The following is a 14,527-nucleotide window of genomic DNA, read 5'->3' as shown; positions in this document are numbered from 1 at the left end:
TCGTCGCGGTTCGCGACGGACCCGCCGTTCCGCACGTGCCGTGCCGTGCGTGTGCTGCGTGCGGGCCTACCGACCGCGACGCCGGCGGGTGCCGCCCGCCCGTCGGCGGACGCGGTGCCTCACGGATGCTCCGCCCGCTCCTCCAGGCGCTGTCCGCGCAGCAGGAACCAGGCCGCCACCGAGGCGGCCAGCAGTATCGCGGCGCCGGCGCCCGCCGCGACGGCCAGTCCGTCGACGAACGCCTCGCGGGCCGCCGCCATCAGCGCCGCCGCGCTGTCCGCGGGCAGTTCCGACGCCGCCTCGACCGCGCCGCCGAGTGATTCGTGCGCCACTGCCGGGGTGCCCGCCGGGGCCGTGAAGCCCCGGTACACACCGGTCACCACCGAGCCGAGCAGCGCGATGCCGAGGGCCGCGCCCAGTTCGTACGCGGTCTCGGACACCGCGGATGCGGAACCCGCCCGTTCCTTGGGCACGCTGGACAGGATGACGTCGGCGGTCACGGTGAACGAGAAGCCCGCGCCGAGGCCGACCACCAGCAGTGCCGTGCCGAGCAGCGGGTAACCGGTCGACTGGGTCAGGACCGTGAGGGAGGCGAGCGCCACGCCCACGGCGGCGAGCCCGCCCGCCACCACGGACCGTACGGAGAAGCGCCGGGCGGCCCGGCCCGCGACCAGTCCGGCCACCACCGCGCCGACGGCGGCGGGCAGTTCGGCGAGTCCGGCCTCCAGCGGCCGCCTGCCCTGCACGAGTTGCAGGTACTGCGACAGGAAGAACACCAGTCCGGACAGGCCGAGGACGGTCAGCAGGTCCGCGGCGACGGCACCGGAGAAGCCGCGGTGCCGGAACAGCCGCATGTCCAGCAGCGGCGCGGGCAGCGTGAGCTGGCGCCGTACGAAGCCGAACAGCGCGGCCGCGCCCAGCGCACCGGCGGCCAGGGCGTCCGCGGAGGCACCGTGCGACGCGGCCTCCTTGATCGCGTACACCACACCGACCATGCCGACCAGCGAGAGCAGGACGCTCGCGAGGTCCCACGGGCCGGGCCGCGGGTTGCGCGACTCGGGCAGCAGCCTGGCGCCGACGGCGACCAGCACCACCATGACCGGCAGGTTGATCAGGAAGACCGAGCCCCACCAGAAGTGCTCGAGCAGGACACCGCCCACGACCGGGCCGACCGCCGCGCCGGCGGAGGCGGTCGCGCCCCAGATACCGACGGCGAGGCTGCGCTCGCGCGGGTCGGGGAAGATGTTGCGGATCAGGGCGAGGGTGGAGGGCATCAGGGTGGCACCCGCGACACCGAGCAGCGCCCGCGCGAGGATCATCAGCTCCGGTGTGGTGGCGTAGGCGTTCAGCACGGACATCGCGCCGAACGCCGTGGCGCCGATCAGCAGGAGTTTCTTGCGGCCGACACGGTCGCCGAGGCTGCCCATGGAGACCAGCAGGCCCGCGATGACGAACGAGTAGACGTCGCCGATCCACAGGAGCTGGGTGCCCGAGGGGTTCAGGTCCTCGCTGATGTACGGGGTGGCGAGACCGAGAACGGTGGCGTCGACGGCCACCAGCAGCACGGCGAACACGAGCACGCCGAGGGCGAGCCAGCGCCCGGGGCGTGCCTGCGTCACCTCCGTCTCGGTCGTCGGCTGCTTGACGGCGGTCATGATTCCTCTCTCCGTGCCGCGCCGCCGAGCAGGAGCTCGACGATCATGTACTGGAAGTCCTTGCCGGCCAGCCGGCCGTCGATCACGCCCCACGCGTGGGAGGCGACGAGCCCGTACAGGGCCTCCGTGAGCCAGACCGGGGTGAGGTCGATCCGGAACTCGCCGCTCTCCTGACCGCGCCGGAACAGGGCGGTGATCCGCTCGTCCAGCCGGTCCCAGCCCTCGTTCTGCTCCTCGCCCTCGAACAGCTGGTTCTCGGTGTAGAGGAAGGCGAGCAGCCCCGCGGCGGGCTCGATCTCGCGCACGAGCCGCCGCACCGCGTCGCGCGCGGGGCCCTCGTCCGGGCGGGCCGCTTCGAGGGCGGCCTCGCACTCGGCGATGCCCAGCGACTCCAGCGCTCTGACCAGGGCGTCCCGTCCGGCGAAGTGGCGGTGCAGCGTGGCCCTGCTGATGCCCGCCGCTTTGGCCACCTCGTCCATGGTGGCGGTGGACTTGCGGGTCAGCAGGGCCGCGGCGGCGCGCAGCACGCGGTCACGATCGAAAGGCATGAGACAACCATAGCCCATGTGAGACATTCATGTCTCATACAGGGCGCGGGAGTCTCATGCCTCGGATCTTCGGTTCGGGTCAGGGGCGAAGGTTCCGCTCAGTGCCAGGGCAGCTGTCCGCGCCGCTCCCAGTACGCGCCCGGCTCCTGCGCGAGCGCGGCGAGTCGCGCGAACCGCTCCTCGTCGAGGTCGACGGCGGCGGCGTGCAGGTTGGAGGTGAGCTGCCCGACGGTCGCCGCGCCGGACAGGACGACCCCCGCCCAGGGCTGCCGGAGCACGTACGCGAGGGCGACCGCGTCGGGGCCCAGGCCGGTCCGCGCGGCGATGTCCCGCAGGGCTTCCGGGGCGTGCGGTCCGGTGAGCCGGCCGTTGGCCACGCCCTCCTTGACGATCACGGAGAGCCCGGCGTCGTGCGCCTCGGCGAGCGCGGGCCCGGCCGAGGTCTCCAGGACGTTGTACGTGGACTGGACGGTGCGGAAGAGGGGCGCGCCGTCGACGGTCACCGCGAGCGCGGCGCGGATCGCGTCCGCCTGCGCGGGGCCGCTGGTCGAGAAGCCGATGGTGACGCCCTCGGCCGCGGCCTCGGCGAGCCGGGCGTGGAGCTCCTTGTCGGTGAGGGCGGGGCTGTCCGGGGTCACCGAGTGGATCTGGTAGAGGTCGAGCCGGTCGCCGAGCAGTCCGTCGGTCTCGGCGCGCTGCCGCTCGTACGTCGGCAGGGTGTGGTCCTTGACCTCGTGCCGCTCGGCGTCGGTGCGCCAGCCTGCGGTGTAGGTGTAGCCCCACTTGCTGCCGATCACCACGTCGTCGACGTAGGGGCGGGCCTTCAGCCAGCCCGCGAGGAACTCCTCCGCGCGGCCGTAGGAGCGGGCGGTGTCGAAGTAGCGCACGCCCTGGGCGTAGGCGGCGTCGAGGAGTTCGTGGCTGCGGGCGCGCAGGGCCTCGACGGTGCGGTCGGCGGGGAGGTCCCGCTCGCGGCCGAGGTTGATGTACCCGGGGCGGCCGACGGCGGCCAGCCCGAGGCCGAGGTGGCAGGTGGGAGTGGTCGCCGAGGCGGTTGGGGTCTCCCCTGCTCGATCGGGGTCGAGAGCTTGGGGAAGGTGGAAGGGCATCGCGGGCTCCGTTCGGGCCGTACCTGGGGCGCGCGTGCGCACGCCCGACGTAACCGTGATGATTCCCGCACACGCGCGCGCGGGGGACACCGGGGCCTCCCGGGCCTCCCACGCGCGCGTGCCCGCCGCTTCTCGTACCCGCTACTTCGCGTTCCTGGCCGTCGCCCAGGCGTGCTGTGCCGCCACGTCCGCCTTCACCTCGGCGAGCTGGACGGCGACCGCCTCCGGTGCCGTACCGCCGCGGCCGTTGCGGGAGGCGAGGGCGCCGGGGACGTCGAGGACCGAGCGCACCTCGGGGGTCAGGTGGGGGGAGATCTTCGCGAACTGCTCGTCGGTGAGCTCGTCCAGCTCCTTGCCCTCCGCCTCGGCGACCTTGACGCACTCGCCCGCGACCTCGTGCGCGACCCGGAACGGCACGCCCTGCCGGACCAGCCACTCGGCGATGTCGGTGGCGAGGGAGAACCCGGCCGGGGCCAGCTCCTCCATGCGCTCGCGGTGGACGGTGAGGGTGGCCATCATGCCGGTGAAGGCGGGGAGCAGGACCTCGAGCTGGTCGATGGAGTCGAAGACCGGCTCCTTGTCCTCCTGGAGGTCGCGGTTGTACGCGAGCGGGAGGGCCTTGAGGGTCGCCATCAGACCGGTCAGGTTGCCGATGAGACGGCCGGACTTGCCGCGCGCCAGCTCCGCGATGTCCGGGTTCTTCTTCTGCGGCATGATCGAGGAGCCGGTGGAGAAGGCGTCGTGGAGGGTGACGAAGGAGAATTCCTTCGTGTTCCAGATGATGATCTCCTCGGCGATCCGGGAGACGTCGACGCCGATCATCGCGGTGATGAACGCGAACTCGGCGACGAAGTCCCGGGAGGCCGTGCCGTCGATGGAGTTGGCGGAGCTGCCGTGCTCGAAGCCGAGGTCCCGCGCGACCGCCTCCGGGTCCAGGCCGAGAGAGGAACCGGCCAGGGCGCCCGAGCCGTACGGGGAGACGGCCGTCCGCTCGTCCCACTGGCGCAGCCGCTCCGCGTCCCGGGACAGCGCCTGGGCGTGGGCGAGGACGTGGTGCGCGAAGAGGACGGGCTGGGCGTGCTGGAGGTGGGTGCGGCCGGGCATGGCGACGTCCGGGTGGGTCTCGGCGAGCCCGATCAGCGCGTCCTGGAGGTCGGCGATCAGTCCGCCGATGATCCGGGCGTGGTCGCGCAGGTACATCCGGAAGAGGGTGGCGACCTGGTCGTTACGGGACCGGCCGGCGCGCAGTTTGCCGCCGAGGTCGGGGCCGAGGCGCTCCAGCAGGCCCCGCTCCAGGGCGGTGTGCACGTCCTCGTCGGCGATGGTGCCCGTGAAGGAGCCGTCGGCGACGTCCGCCTCGAGCTGGTCCAGCCCGGCGATCATCCGGGTCAGCTCGTCCTCCGTCAGCAGCCCCGCCTTGTGCAGCACGCGCGCGTGGGCACGCGATCCGGCGATGTCGTAGGGCGCGAGCCGCCAGTCGAAGTGGACGGACGCGGACAGCTTCGCCAGGGCCTCGGCGGGGCCGTCGGCGAAACGGCCGCCCCAGAGCCGTACGTCACCGCTGTTGCTGCTCACTTGCGTTGCTCCTCGGTGGGTGTGGACGGGAAGAGAAGGTCGATGTGCGACCGCCTCCCCGCCACGGGGGCGGGGAGGCGGGTGTCAGGCCATTGCATGTGCGAGGGGACCGGTGCGGTCGCGCGACGCGCGGTCAGGCCAGGTCGCGCTTGGCGGCGATCTTCGCCGACAGGCTGTAGATGTCGATGAAGCCCTTGGCCGCGGCCTGGTCGAAGGAGTCGCCGGTGTCGTAGGTGGCGAGGTTGAAGTCGTACAGCGACGTCTCGGAGCGGCGGCCGGTGACGACGGCGCGGCCGCCGTGCAGGGTGAGCCGGATGTCGCCGTTGACCTGCTGGTTGGCCTCGTTGATGAAGCCGTCCAGGGCGCGCTTGAGCGGGGAGAACCACAGGCCGTCGTAGACGAGCTCGCCCCAGCGCTGCTCGACCTGGCGCTTGTAGCGGGCCAGCTCGCGCTCGACGGTGACGTTCTCCAGCTCCTGGTGGGCGGTGATCAGGGCGATGGCGCCCGGAGCCTCGTACACCTCACGGGACTTGATGCCGACGAGACGGTCCTCGACCATGTCGATCCGGCCGATGCCCTGGGCACCCGCGCGCTCGTTGAGCTGCTGGACGGCCTGGAGGACGGTGACGGGCTTGCCGTCGATCGCGACCGGGACGCCCTCCTTGAAGGTGATGACCACCTCGTCGGCCTCGCGGGGCTCGGCCGGGTTGGAGGTGTACTCGTAGATGTCCTCGATCGGTGCGTTCCAGATGTCCTCCAGGAAGCCCGTCTCGATGGCCCGCCCGAAGACGTTCTGGTCGATGGAGTACGGGGACTTCTTGGTGGTGGCGATCGGCAGGCCCTTGGCCTCGCAGAACGCGATGGCCTTGTCGCGGGTCATCGCGTAGTCGCGGACCGGGGCGATGCACTTGAGGTCGGGGGCGAGGGCGACGATGCCGGCCTCGAACCGCACCTGGTCGTTGCCCTTGCCGGTGCAGCCGTGGGCGACCGTGGCGGCGCCGTGCTTCTGGGCGGCGGCGACGAGGTGCTTGACGATCGTCGGCCGGGAGAGGGCGGAGACCAGCGGGTAGCGGTCCATGTAGAGGGCGTTGGCCTTGATCGCGGGGAGGCAGTACTCCTCGGCGAACTCGTCCTTGGCGTCCGCGACCTCGGCCTCGACGGCACCGCAGGCGAGCGCCCGCTTGCGGATGACGTCCAGGTCCTCACCGCCCTGGCCGACGTCCACGGCAACGGCGATGACCTCGGCGCCCGTCTCCTCGGCGATCCAGCCGATGGCGACGGAGGTGTCCAGGCCGCCCGAGTAGGCGAGTACGACGCGCTCGGTCACGGGTTTCTCCTCACAGTGCATTCGCTGACATGCATGAGTATGCAGAAGTCTGCATGGTTCGTCAATCCGGACCCTTCGGGGCGGCACCCGGTCGGCCGACTGAACGGGGGAACGCGCTTTCTCGTACTGATCTACGAAAACACGCAGGCGCCGCGTGTCCACCCCGACCGAGTGACGAGTGAGGCACCCACATGTCCAGGGCACTTCCGAAGTACCACAAGCGACGCATCGCGATGATCGGCGGCGCCGCCGCGCTGGTGATGTCCGGGGCGGTGATCGCGGGCTCCGCCCTGGCCGGGGAGAGCCCCGGCGCCGGGGCGGGCGACGGCGCCGGGGAGGGCGACGGCTCCGCCCCGGCGGGCGCCTCGCCCGGCACCATCACCTGCCCGGAGGTCGAGTCGAGCCTGCCGGAGATCCCCGCGTCCGCGCAGGCCGAGGTCGACCGCAACCTCACCCTGCTCGGCACCCAGGTCCAGGAGGCGAACCAGCGGCTGGTCGACACGGTGGGCCAGGGCGGGCCCGACCTCGTACGGAACGCCGTCCTCGGCCCCCTGGAGGACAAGCGCGTCGCGACGCTGAACCGCATCGAGACCGCCATCGGCCGCGCCGCCGAGAGGCCGGAGGGCCTGGAGGCCCTCGCGCCGTGCGCCCTGGGCGCGGGCGGGGCCGGAGGCGCGGACGATGCGGGCGGCGCCGAGGACACGGGCGACGCGGACGAGGCCGGGGCGGGCGCCGGGGACGAGGCCGGGGCGGGCACCGGCACCGTAGACGGAGCCGAGGCGGACACCGGGACCGGAACCGGAGACGAAGCGGGAACCGGGACCGCAACCGCCGGCGCCATCTCCCGCCCCGACGTCGCGTCGCAGCTCCCCGCCGTCCCCGCCTCCGCGCAGGCCGAGGTGGACCGCAACCTCGCCCGGCTCGACACCCAGCTCCAGGAGGCCAGCGAACGGCTCGCGAACCCCGTCGGTCAGGGCGCACCGGACTTCGTGCGGAACGCGATCCTCGGCCCGCTGGCCGGCAAGCGGAACGCCGCCATGCGCATCGCCATCTCCATCGGCCGCACCGCGGAGAAGCCGCAGGGCCTGGGCGTCCTGGCCACCTGCGCGCTCGACGGGTGACGGGCCGCCGTTGCCGTCCCGGGTCCCGGGGCGGCAACGGTGCGACGGCAAGGCGACACAAATGCTTAGACAGGCGAATGGTTAGGGACGATAATCGTTCGACATGGGAAAGACCTATGAACGCATAGACGGCCGGCTGCGCACGTTCATCGAAGCCCAGCCTCTCTTCTTCACCGCGACCGCTCCTCTCTCCGAGGACGGCACGGTCAACCTCTCTCCCAAGGGTCTCAAGGGCTCCTTCGCCGTCGTCGACGAACTGACCGTCGCCTACCTGGACTTCGCCGGCAGCAACGCCGAGACCATCGCCCACCTGCGGGAGAACGGCCGGATCACGCTCATGTGGTGCGCCTTCCAGGGCCCGCCCAACATCGTCCGCGTCCACGGCAGGGGCGAGCCGGTCTTCCGCGACGACCCGCGCTTCAAGGACCTCCTCACCCACTTCCCCGACATCGATCCGGCCCCGCACGGCCTGCGCGCGGTCATCGTCGTCCACGCCGAACTGATCCGCGACACCTGTGGCTACGCGGTGCCCTACATGACCTACGACGAGGAGCGGGACCTGCACGCCCGGCGCTTCGCGCGCGAGGACGACGCCTCGCTCGACTCCTACTTCCGGTCGAAACCACACATCGGAACCAGCCTGGACGGACTGCCCGGGCTGCCGTTGCCGCTGCCGCCCTCTACCGTCTGAGGCATGCGCCTCGGTGACCGTCTCAGCCCGCGTGCCGGTGTCGTCGCCCTCCTCGCCGCCGCCTCCCTCGTGCTCGGTGCCGTTCCCGGTGACGGGCCGCCGCTCCCCGAGCGCATGGCCGACACGGGCGGCGGTACCCAGCTGATCACCGCGGAGGCCGCGCGTACCTCCTCGACGACCGGCCGGGTCACCTGGTGGGACCGGCGCGGCGGACGCTGGGTGGAGGCGGGGTCGGCGCCCGCGCGCTTCGGCGCCGGCGGGCTCGCCGAGGGGCGCTCCCGCGAGCAGGGCACCGACACCACCCCGACCGGCCTGTACGACCTGCCCTACGCGTTCGGCATCGAGAAGGCGCCGCCGGGCACGGACGTCCGGTACCGCCCCGTCCGCCAGGACTCCTGGTGGTGCCAGGACAACGGCTCCCGTTCCTACAACCGCTGGACGGAACCCCGCCCCGCCGACTGCCGTGCCACGGAGGCCGAGCACCTGATCACCTACGGCACGCAGTACGCGTACGCCTACGTCATCGGCTTCAACTACGCCGCGCCCGTGCGCGGGCGCGGCGCCGGGATCTTCCTGCACGTCGACGGACGCGGCGCGACGGCCGGCTGCGTGTCCGTGCCCCGGGACGCCATGCGGCACATCCTCGCCTGGGCCGACCCGGAGCGGGCGCCGCACATCGCGATCGGCACGAAGGGCGGACCGACGGCGATCACGCGGTACTAGCAGTGGCCGGGAGGCGGTGCCGGGGACGGCACCGGCGCCCGTCCGAGGGCCGGCAGGGCAGGAGGTCTGCCCTGCCGTTACCTGCACGTATCTTCCGCGATGCCGCGCGGGCCGTGATGCTGGAGCACGCCGCCCGCCGTCGGAGCCGTCCACCCCACCGGAGTTGCCATGCGCGTTCGAGAGCCCAGCCGGGACCGCGGTGAACCGGAGCGGTCGGCACGGCACTCCGAGCCCGCCGCCCCGGGCCGCCTCACCAGGACCTCGCCGGACGGTACCGGCCCCGTACGGATACCGGGGACGTTCCGTCCGCAGCGCCTTCTCGCACTGCAGCGCGCCGTCGGGAACCGGGCCGTGACCGCGATGCTCGCGGAGCGGCACGGCCGGGACGACGGTCACACGCACCCCGGGGACCGCGCCCACGGGGAACCGGAGCCGGCCCAGCGTGCCGCCGCCGGCGACCACACCGACGAGGAGCCCGTCCGGCCTGCCGCGCACGCCGTGCTCCGGTCGGCGGGCCGGCCGCTGGAGGCACCGCTGCGCACCGAGATGGAGGCCCGCCTCGGTGCGGACTTCTCCCGCGTACGTCTGCACACGGGCATCTCCGCCGAGCGCTCGGCACAGGAGCTGGGCGCCCGCGCGTACACGTCCGGGGAGCACGTCGTCCTCGGTTCGCAGGGCGCCGACAAGCACACTCTGGCCCACGAGCTGACGCACGTCATCCAGCAGCGGCAGGGCCCCGTATCCGGCACCGACAGCGGTGGCGGACTGCGCGTGAGCGACCCGTCCGACCGCTTCGAGCGGGCGGCCGAGACGAACGCGAAGCGGGTCATGGCGGCGCCGCCGCCGTCCGTGGCCCGGACGGGGAACGACGGGCACACGGACGCGGCCGGTTCCCTCTCCCGTTCCCCGCGGGACACGGACGGGACCGGGACGCCCGCCGTGCAGCGCGCCGTCGGGTTCGAGTTCGAGGCACAGTGGAACGTGCGCAGGATCGAGGACGACTCCGAGGAGAAACACGCACAGCGCTCCCGGGAGCGTGAACGGCTGATCGACGCCAAGATCCTGGCGTCCTTCCTCCGCCCCACCTCCGCGTACCACCAGCGCCTGACGGAGGAGGAGAGGGCGCAGGTGGCCGAAGGCCCGGCTCGCGCCCAGGCGCTGCGGGACACGTGGTTCGGGACCGACGGCCTCCTGACCGACGCCGGCCGGCAGCGGCTGGCACAGCTCGACGTGACCCCCGGCGAACGCGCCATGTTGGTGCAGACCCTGTTGTGGCACGCGGAGGTGCCCGAGGAGCCCCTGGCGGGCGAGAACCTCGGCAAGGGACGAGTCGACGGACTCGTCGTGGCCGGCAGCAAGTTCGACCTGACAGCGGACGCCAGCCCCAGCGGCGGCTCCAACCTGGAATGGATCACCGACCCGCTCACCTCGCTCGCGGAGGTCGGGACGGTCATGGACGACGTGACCGCCATGGCCGGCTACCTCGACAGTCGCCGGGACGATCCGTACGTCCCCTCCGAGGAGGTGACCGCGGGCGGCGGGAGGCCCCGGCCCCGCCTGCGGATCTACCCGGACGGAAAGCCCCTGAGCTTCGCCCCGCAGGCGACGCTCGGGGCCCGCCTGGAGCAGCTGCCGAAACTCGTCGACTACCTGGAGAACCGCAGGCCGATGAGCATGGTGGAGCGCCTGCCCGTGCTGGGGTCGGGGCGGGTCGAGGGCCGCAGGCAGGCGGTCACCGACCTCGGCGGGCTCGGTGACCTCCCCGCGGCGCGGATCGGCGCGGACACCGCGGTCACGGCGCTGCTGCCCCGGCTCGGCCTCCGGGTGCCGAGGTCCGGCACCAAGGCGCTCACCGGCCTCGTCATGCACCTCGCCGCGTACCTGATGCAGGGGCAGAGGATCGAGCCGGGTGCCAACGCCAAGTCCATCGCCGGATCCGTGATGGCCCGGACGGACTTCGCCCACTCCTTCAGCCTGCTGCCGCAGGAGTTGAAGGGTCACTTCCAGGCGGATCCCGACGCGTTCGCCACGCTCGTCCTGGAGGCGGCCGGCATGGCCGGCCGCGGCGGCGAGCGGGTCTTCGGCAACGAGGTGGAGCGAGGTCTGGCCAACGACCGCACCCGGACCACCGTCCCCCTGACCCGCTCCACGTGGCTGCGTGCGCTGCCGTCCGGCACCGATCTGCTCAAGAACTGGGAGCACTTGACCACGGACGAGCAGCAGATGGTCGACGAGACCGGGGCGCGGGCCGTGCACAAGTCACTGGGCGCCCTCGGCACGCAGGAGAACCTCGTCGGGCCGCAGAACGAGTACCAGGCGGTCGTCGTCGAACTGCGGCGCATGAAGCAGGACGTACCGACGGCACGGCTGAAGCGGCTGGCCGTCGCCGTCTTCACGCTCGTCGAACAGCTCAACGCCCGTCGGACGCTGCGCTACGGGAAGGGCCGGTGACCCGGACGCCACGCTGAACGCTCCGCGGCCGTGGCACGTATGTGAGGGCCGAGGGACACCGCCCGCCCCTCGCGCCTCACCACGGAGGAACCGTGACCACCACGATCGCAGGCGGCCGTGCCGCACGGCGCCAGACGATGCGCCGTATCCGCCCCCGCCGCTCCCCCGCCAAGCCGCTGCTGCTCGTCGTCTCGGCGGGAGCGGCCGGGGTGCTCTGGCTGTGGTGGAGCAACACGCCGGCCATCGCGGACACCGCGGGCCGGGTGCTCGCCGCGGGCCGGATCACCGGGCTGCTCGCGGGCTATCTGATGGCGCTGGTGGTGCTGCAGATGGCGCGGGTGCCCGCGCTGGAGCGGCGGGTCGGCTCGGACCGGGTGGCACGCTGGCACGCGATGAGCGGCCGGTACACGCTCTGCCTGGTCGTCGCCCATGTCGTGCTGACGATGTACGGGTACGCGCTGCAGGCGGGGCTCGGGGCCGGCGGCATCGTGCGGCAGACCGTGGACTCGGTCGGCCAGCTCCCGGACATGGGCAAGGCCGCGATCGGCACGGCCGTGCTGGTGTTCATCGGGCTGGTCTCGATCGGTCCGGTGCGGCGGCGGATCCCGTACGACCTCTGGTACCACGTGCACCTGCTGACGTACGCCGCGACCTTCCTGACGTTCTGGCACCAGCTCTCGGCGGGCAACGAGTTCGCCGTGGAGCCGGTCGCGAGGACGGTCTGGTACGCGCTGTACGGGTCGGTGACCGCGCTGGTGGTCTGGTACCGGGTCATCACCCCGGTCCGGCTGAACCTGCGGCACCGGCTGCGGGTGGAGGCGGTCGTCGAGGAGGCGCCGGGCATCGTGTCGGTGCTGATGGGCGGCCGGAAGCTGCACCGGATGGGCGCGGAGGCCGGGCAGTTCTTCCGCTGGCGCTTCCTCGCGCCGGGCATGCGGTTCAGCTCGCACCCGTACTCCCTGTCGGCGGCGCCGCGCCCCAGCATGCTGCGCATCACGGTGAAGGCGATCGGCGACCACAGCTCGGCGCTGCGGGACCTGGAGCCCGGCACCCGGGTGTGGGCCGAGGGGCCGTACGGGGCGCTGACGGCGGACCGGCGCAGCCGGGGCAAGGTGCTGCTGGTGGCGGGCGGAGTGGGCATCACGCCGATGCGCGCGCTGTTCGAGACGCTGCCCGGCGCCGCCGGCGACCTCACGCTGCTGTACCGGGCCAACAGCACTCGGGACCTCGCCCTGTGGGACGAGCTGGCGGCCATCGCCGACGAGCGCGGGGCCCGGCTGATGTACGCGGTGAACAGCCCCGACGGAGAGCGCCCGGACATCTCACCGGAGACGCTGCGCCGCAAGATCCCGGACATCGAGGTCCACGACGTGTTCCTGTGCGGGCCGCCCGGGTTCGCCCGGCAGGTGTACGACGCGCTGCGCGGCGCGGGCGTGCCGGCCCGACGCATCCATCACGAGTCGTTCGAGATGTGAGCCACGGATCCCTTCCGACCAGGAGCCCAGGAGCGATGAAGCGATGAAGAAGAACCATCCCGTCCGGCGCGTCGTGCTGGCCGGCGCCGCCACGGTGTCCGGCATCGTGCTGCTGCTGTCGCTGAAGCCGGCGTCCGATCCCGCGGGTTCGGCGCAGGCGGCGGAACCGCAGCAGACGGCGGGCGCGCCATCGGCGCAGGGCGGGCTCGGTGCCGCGCCCGGTGCGCGGACCCTGACGGGCGACGTGGTCCGGACCGAGTACGGGCCGGTCCAGGTCCGCGTCACCCTCAGCGGCGGAGAGATCACCCGGGCCGAGGCCGTCCAGGCACCCACCGGCGGCCGCAGCACCCAGGTCAGCGACACCGCCGTACCCCGGCTCAACCGGAACGCCCTCACCGCGGGCAGCGCCGACATCGATGCCGTCTCCGGCGCCACCTACACCAGCGAGGGATACAGGAAGTCCCTCCAGTCCGCCTTGGACAACGCCGGTGGCTGAGCCGGCCGGGGCCCCGGCGCCGTCCCGGGTGTCCCGGGCCGAGGAGGTCATGGGCACCGTCTTCTCCTTCGACGTCCGGGGCGGCCGGGCGGAGGCGGTCGGGGCCGCGCTCGACGAGGCCGTGGCCCAGCTGCACGCCGTCGACGCGATGTTCAGCACCTACCGCGACGACAGTCAGGTCTCGCGGATCGCCCGCGGGGAGCTGACCGTCGAGGAGTGCGATCCGCTGGTCGCCGAGATCCTCGAGCTGTGCGGCGAGGCGGAGCGGGTGAGCGAGGGGTGGTTCAGCGCCCGTTACGAGGGCCGGTTCGATCCGACCGGCATCGTGAAGGGGTGGGCCACCGAGCGCGCCGCGCTGCGGCTGGTCGCGGCGGGCGCCAGCGGGGTCAGCGTGAACGGCGGCGGTGACGTGCAGCTCTACGGGGTGCCGGGGCCCGAGCGGCCGTGGCGGGTGGGGGTGTCCGATCCCCTGCGCCCGGGCGCCCTGGCCGCCGTGGTCTCCGCCGCGGGCGCCGAACGGCTGTCGGTGGCGACCTCGGGCACCGCCGAGCGCGGTACGCACATCGTCGACCCGCGCACGGGGAGGTCCGCGGTCACCGACCTGGTCGCCGTGACCGTCGTGGGCCCCCGGCTGACCTGGGCGGACGCCTGGGCGACGGCCGCGTTCGCGATGGGCTCGCGGCAGGGGCTGCGCTGGCTGGAGTCGCTGCCGGACACGGAGGCCCTGCTGATCACGGCGGGCAACGAGGTGCGCTGCACCGGGGGGCTCGCCGGCCGTCTCGGCTGAGCCCCGCCCGGGCCCGTACGACCGTCAGGTGCCGTTCTGCGCCAGCCGCAGCAGATGGTCGGCGAGCGCCTGTCCCCCGTCCGGCGCGCGGCTGATCAGCAGCAGCGTGTCGTCGCCCGCGATGGTGCCGAGGATGTCGTGCAGCTCGGCCTGGTCGATGGCGGAGGCGAGGAACTGGGCGGCACCCGGCGGGGTGCGCAGGACCACGAGGTTGGCGGAGGCCTCCGCGGAGATCAGCAGCTCCTGGGAGAGCCTGCGCATCCGCTCCTCCTTCGCCGACCCGCCCAGCGGTGCGCGCGGGGTCCGGAATCCGCCCTCGCTCGGCACCGCGTAGATGAGGTCGCCGTCGGTGTTGCGGATCTTCACCGCGTTCAGCTCGTCCAGGTCGCGGGAGAGCGTCGCCTGGGTGACGCTCAGCCCGTCGTCGGCGAGCAGCTTCGCCAGCTGGCTCTGGGAGCGCACCGGCTGCCGGTTGAGGATGTCCACGATCCGGCGGTGGCGTGCGGTGCGGGTCTGCGGCACGGCCGCCGCTCCCGTCTGCCCGTGGTCCTGCGCCTGGCTCATCGTCG

The 14,527-nt window shown here is 73.0% G+C and carries 13 protein-coding genes; 7 read left to right on the top strand and 6 right to left on the bottom strand.

Annotation, left to right across the window (positions count from 1 at the left end):
* Positions 1 to 119: 119 nt before the first annotated feature.
* The 5 genes from IEZ04_RS15115 to IEZ04_RS15095 all read right to left on the bottom strand — a co-directional run bounded on the left by IEZ04_RS15115 (position 120) and on the right by IEZ04_RS15095 (position 6,214).
* Entirely contained in the window at positions 120 to 1,655 is a 1,536-nt protein-coding gene (locus tag IEZ04_RS15115) for an MFS transporter (RefSeq protein WP_189217362.1), read from the bottom strand.
* The gene (locus IEZ04_RS15110) at positions 1,652 to 2,203 is read right to left on the bottom strand and encodes a TetR/AcrR family transcriptional regulator (protein WP_229821049.1); all 552 of its coding nucleotides are present in this window, start codon (positions 2,201 to 2,203) and stop codon (positions 1,652 to 1,654) included. The genes IEZ04_RS15115 and IEZ04_RS15110 overlap by 4 nt, the downstream gene beginning before the upstream one ends.
* 98 nt (positions 2,204 to 2,301) lie before the next feature.
* On the bottom strand, positions 2,302 to 3,312 hold the full coding sequence (locus IEZ04_RS15105; protein ID WP_189217360.1) for an aldo/keto reductase: 1,011 nt from the start codon (positions 3,310 to 3,312) through the stop codon (positions 2,302 to 2,304).
* Positions 3,313 to 3,453: 141 nt separating this feature from the next.
* Entirely contained in the window at positions 3,454 to 4,887 is a 1,434-nt protein-coding gene (gene argH / locus IEZ04_RS15100; RefSeq protein WP_189217359.1) for an argininosuccinate lyase, read from the bottom strand.
* A gap of 133 nt (positions 4,888 to 5,020) precedes the next feature.
* Positions 5,021 to 6,214, bottom strand: a complete 1,194-nt coding sequence (locus tag IEZ04_RS15095) for an argininosuccinate synthase (RefSeq protein WP_189217358.1) — start codon at positions 6,212 to 6,214, stop codon at positions 5,021 to 5,023.
* 191 nt (positions 6,215 to 6,405) lie between these two features.
* Here IEZ04_RS15095 and IEZ04_RS15090 point away from each other — a divergent pair, with 191 nt between their 5' ends.
* The 7 genes from IEZ04_RS15090 to IEZ04_RS15060 all read left to right on the top strand — a co-directional run bounded on the left by IEZ04_RS15090 (position 6,406) and on the right by IEZ04_RS15060 (position 13,958).
* Complete coding sequence (locus tag IEZ04_RS15090) at positions 6,406 to 7,335, top strand: hypothetical protein (protein ID WP_189217357.1); 930 nt, start codon at positions 6,406 to 6,408, stop codon at positions 7,333 to 7,335.
* Positions 7,336 to 7,438: 103 nt separating this feature from the next.
* Entirely contained in the window at positions 7,439 to 8,026 is a 588-nt protein-coding gene (locus IEZ04_RS15085) for a pyridoxamine 5'-phosphate oxidase family protein (protein WP_189217356.1), read from the top strand.
* 3 nt (positions 8,027 to 8,029) lie between these two features.
* Positions 8,030 to 8,749, top strand: a complete 720-nt coding sequence (locus IEZ04_RS15080) for a L,D-transpeptidase family protein (RefSeq protein WP_189217355.1) — start codon at positions 8,030 to 8,032, stop codon at positions 8,747 to 8,749.
* A gap of 168 nt (positions 8,750 to 8,917) precedes the next feature.
* Positions 8,918 to 11,200, top strand: coding sequence for an eCIS core domain-containing protein (locus tag IEZ04_RS34830; RefSeq protein ID WP_229821048.1), 2,283 nt, complete (start codon positions 8,918 to 8,920; stop codon positions 11,198 to 11,200).
* A 92-nt stretch (positions 11,201 to 11,292) separates the two neighbouring features.
* Positions 11,293 to 12,675: a ferredoxin reductase family protein gene (locus tag IEZ04_RS15070; protein ID WP_189217354.1), complete on the top strand. Its 1,383-nt coding sequence runs from the start codon at positions 11,293 to 11,295 to the stop codon at positions 12,673 to 12,675.
* Positions 12,676 to 12,718: 43 nt separating this feature from the next.
* Complete coding sequence (locus IEZ04_RS15065; protein WP_189217353.1) at positions 12,719 to 13,171, top strand: FMN-binding protein; 453 nt, start codon at positions 12,719 to 12,721, stop codon at positions 13,169 to 13,171.
* A gap of 49 nt (positions 13,172 to 13,220) precedes the next feature.
* The gene (locus IEZ04_RS15060) at positions 13,221 to 13,958 is read left to right on the top strand and encodes an FAD:protein FMN transferase (RefSeq protein WP_189217446.1); all 738 of its coding nucleotides are present in this window, start codon (positions 13,221 to 13,223) and stop codon (positions 13,956 to 13,958) included.
* Between the two features lie 24 nt (positions 13,959 to 13,982).
* On the opposite strand, the gene IEZ04_RS15055 is transcribed toward IEZ04_RS15060, so the two are convergent.
* Positions 13,983 to 14,522 (bottom strand): arginine repressor, encoded by a 540-nt coding sequence (locus tag IEZ04_RS15055; RefSeq protein ID WP_189217352.1) that lies wholly within the window; start codon positions 14,520 to 14,522, stop codon positions 13,983 to 13,985.
* Between the last annotated feature and the right edge of the window lie 5 nt (positions 14,523 to 14,527).

The sequence above is a fragment of the Streptomyces ruber genome (genome assembly GCF_014648075.1).
Classification (GTDB): Bacteria; Actinomycetota; Actinomycetes; order Streptomycetales; family Streptomycetaceae; genus Streptomyces; species Streptomyces ruber.
Note: the sequence above shows the minus strand (reverse complement) of the source record. Positions and strands in the feature narration are given on the sequence as shown.

Coding starts and splice junctions, on each gene's coding strand:
- IEZ04_RS15115 (WP_189217362.1), bottom strand. CDS start 1,655: ATGACCGCCGTCAAGCAGCCGACGACCGAGACGGAGGTGACGCAGGCA.
- IEZ04_RS15110 (WP_229821049.1), bottom strand. CDS start 2,203: ATGCCTTTCGATCGTGACCGCGTGCTGCGCGCCGCCGCGGCCCTGCTG.
- IEZ04_RS15105 (WP_189217360.1), bottom strand. CDS start 3,312: ATGCCCTTCCACCTTCCCCAAGCTCTCGACCCCGATCGAGCAGGGGAG.
- IEZ04_RS15090 (WP_189217357.1), top strand. CDS start 6,406: ATGTCCAGGGCACTTCCGAAGTACCACAAGCGACGCATCGCGATGATC.
- IEZ04_RS15085 (WP_189217356.1), top strand. CDS start 7,439: ATGGGAAAGACCTATGAACGCATAGACGGCCGGCTGCGCACGTTCATC.
- IEZ04_RS15080 (WP_189217355.1), top strand. CDS start 8,030: ATGCGCCTCGGTGACCGTCTCAGCCCGCGTGCCGGTGTCGTCGCCCTC.
- IEZ04_RS34830 (WP_229821048.1), top strand. CDS start 8,918: ATGCGCGTTCGAGAGCCCAGCCGGGACCGCGGTGAACCGGAGCGGTCG.
- IEZ04_RS15065 (WP_189217353.1), top strand. CDS start 12,719: ATGAAGAAGAACCATCCCGTCCGGCGCGTCGTGCTGGCCGGCGCCGCC.
- IEZ04_RS15060 (WP_189217446.1), top strand. CDS start 13,221: ATGGGCACCGTCTTCTCCTTCGACGTCCGGGGCGGCCGGGCGGAGGCG.
- IEZ04_RS15055 (WP_189217352.1), bottom strand. CDS start 14,522: ATGAGCCAGGCGCAGGACCACGGGCAGACGGGAGCGGCGGCCGTGCCG.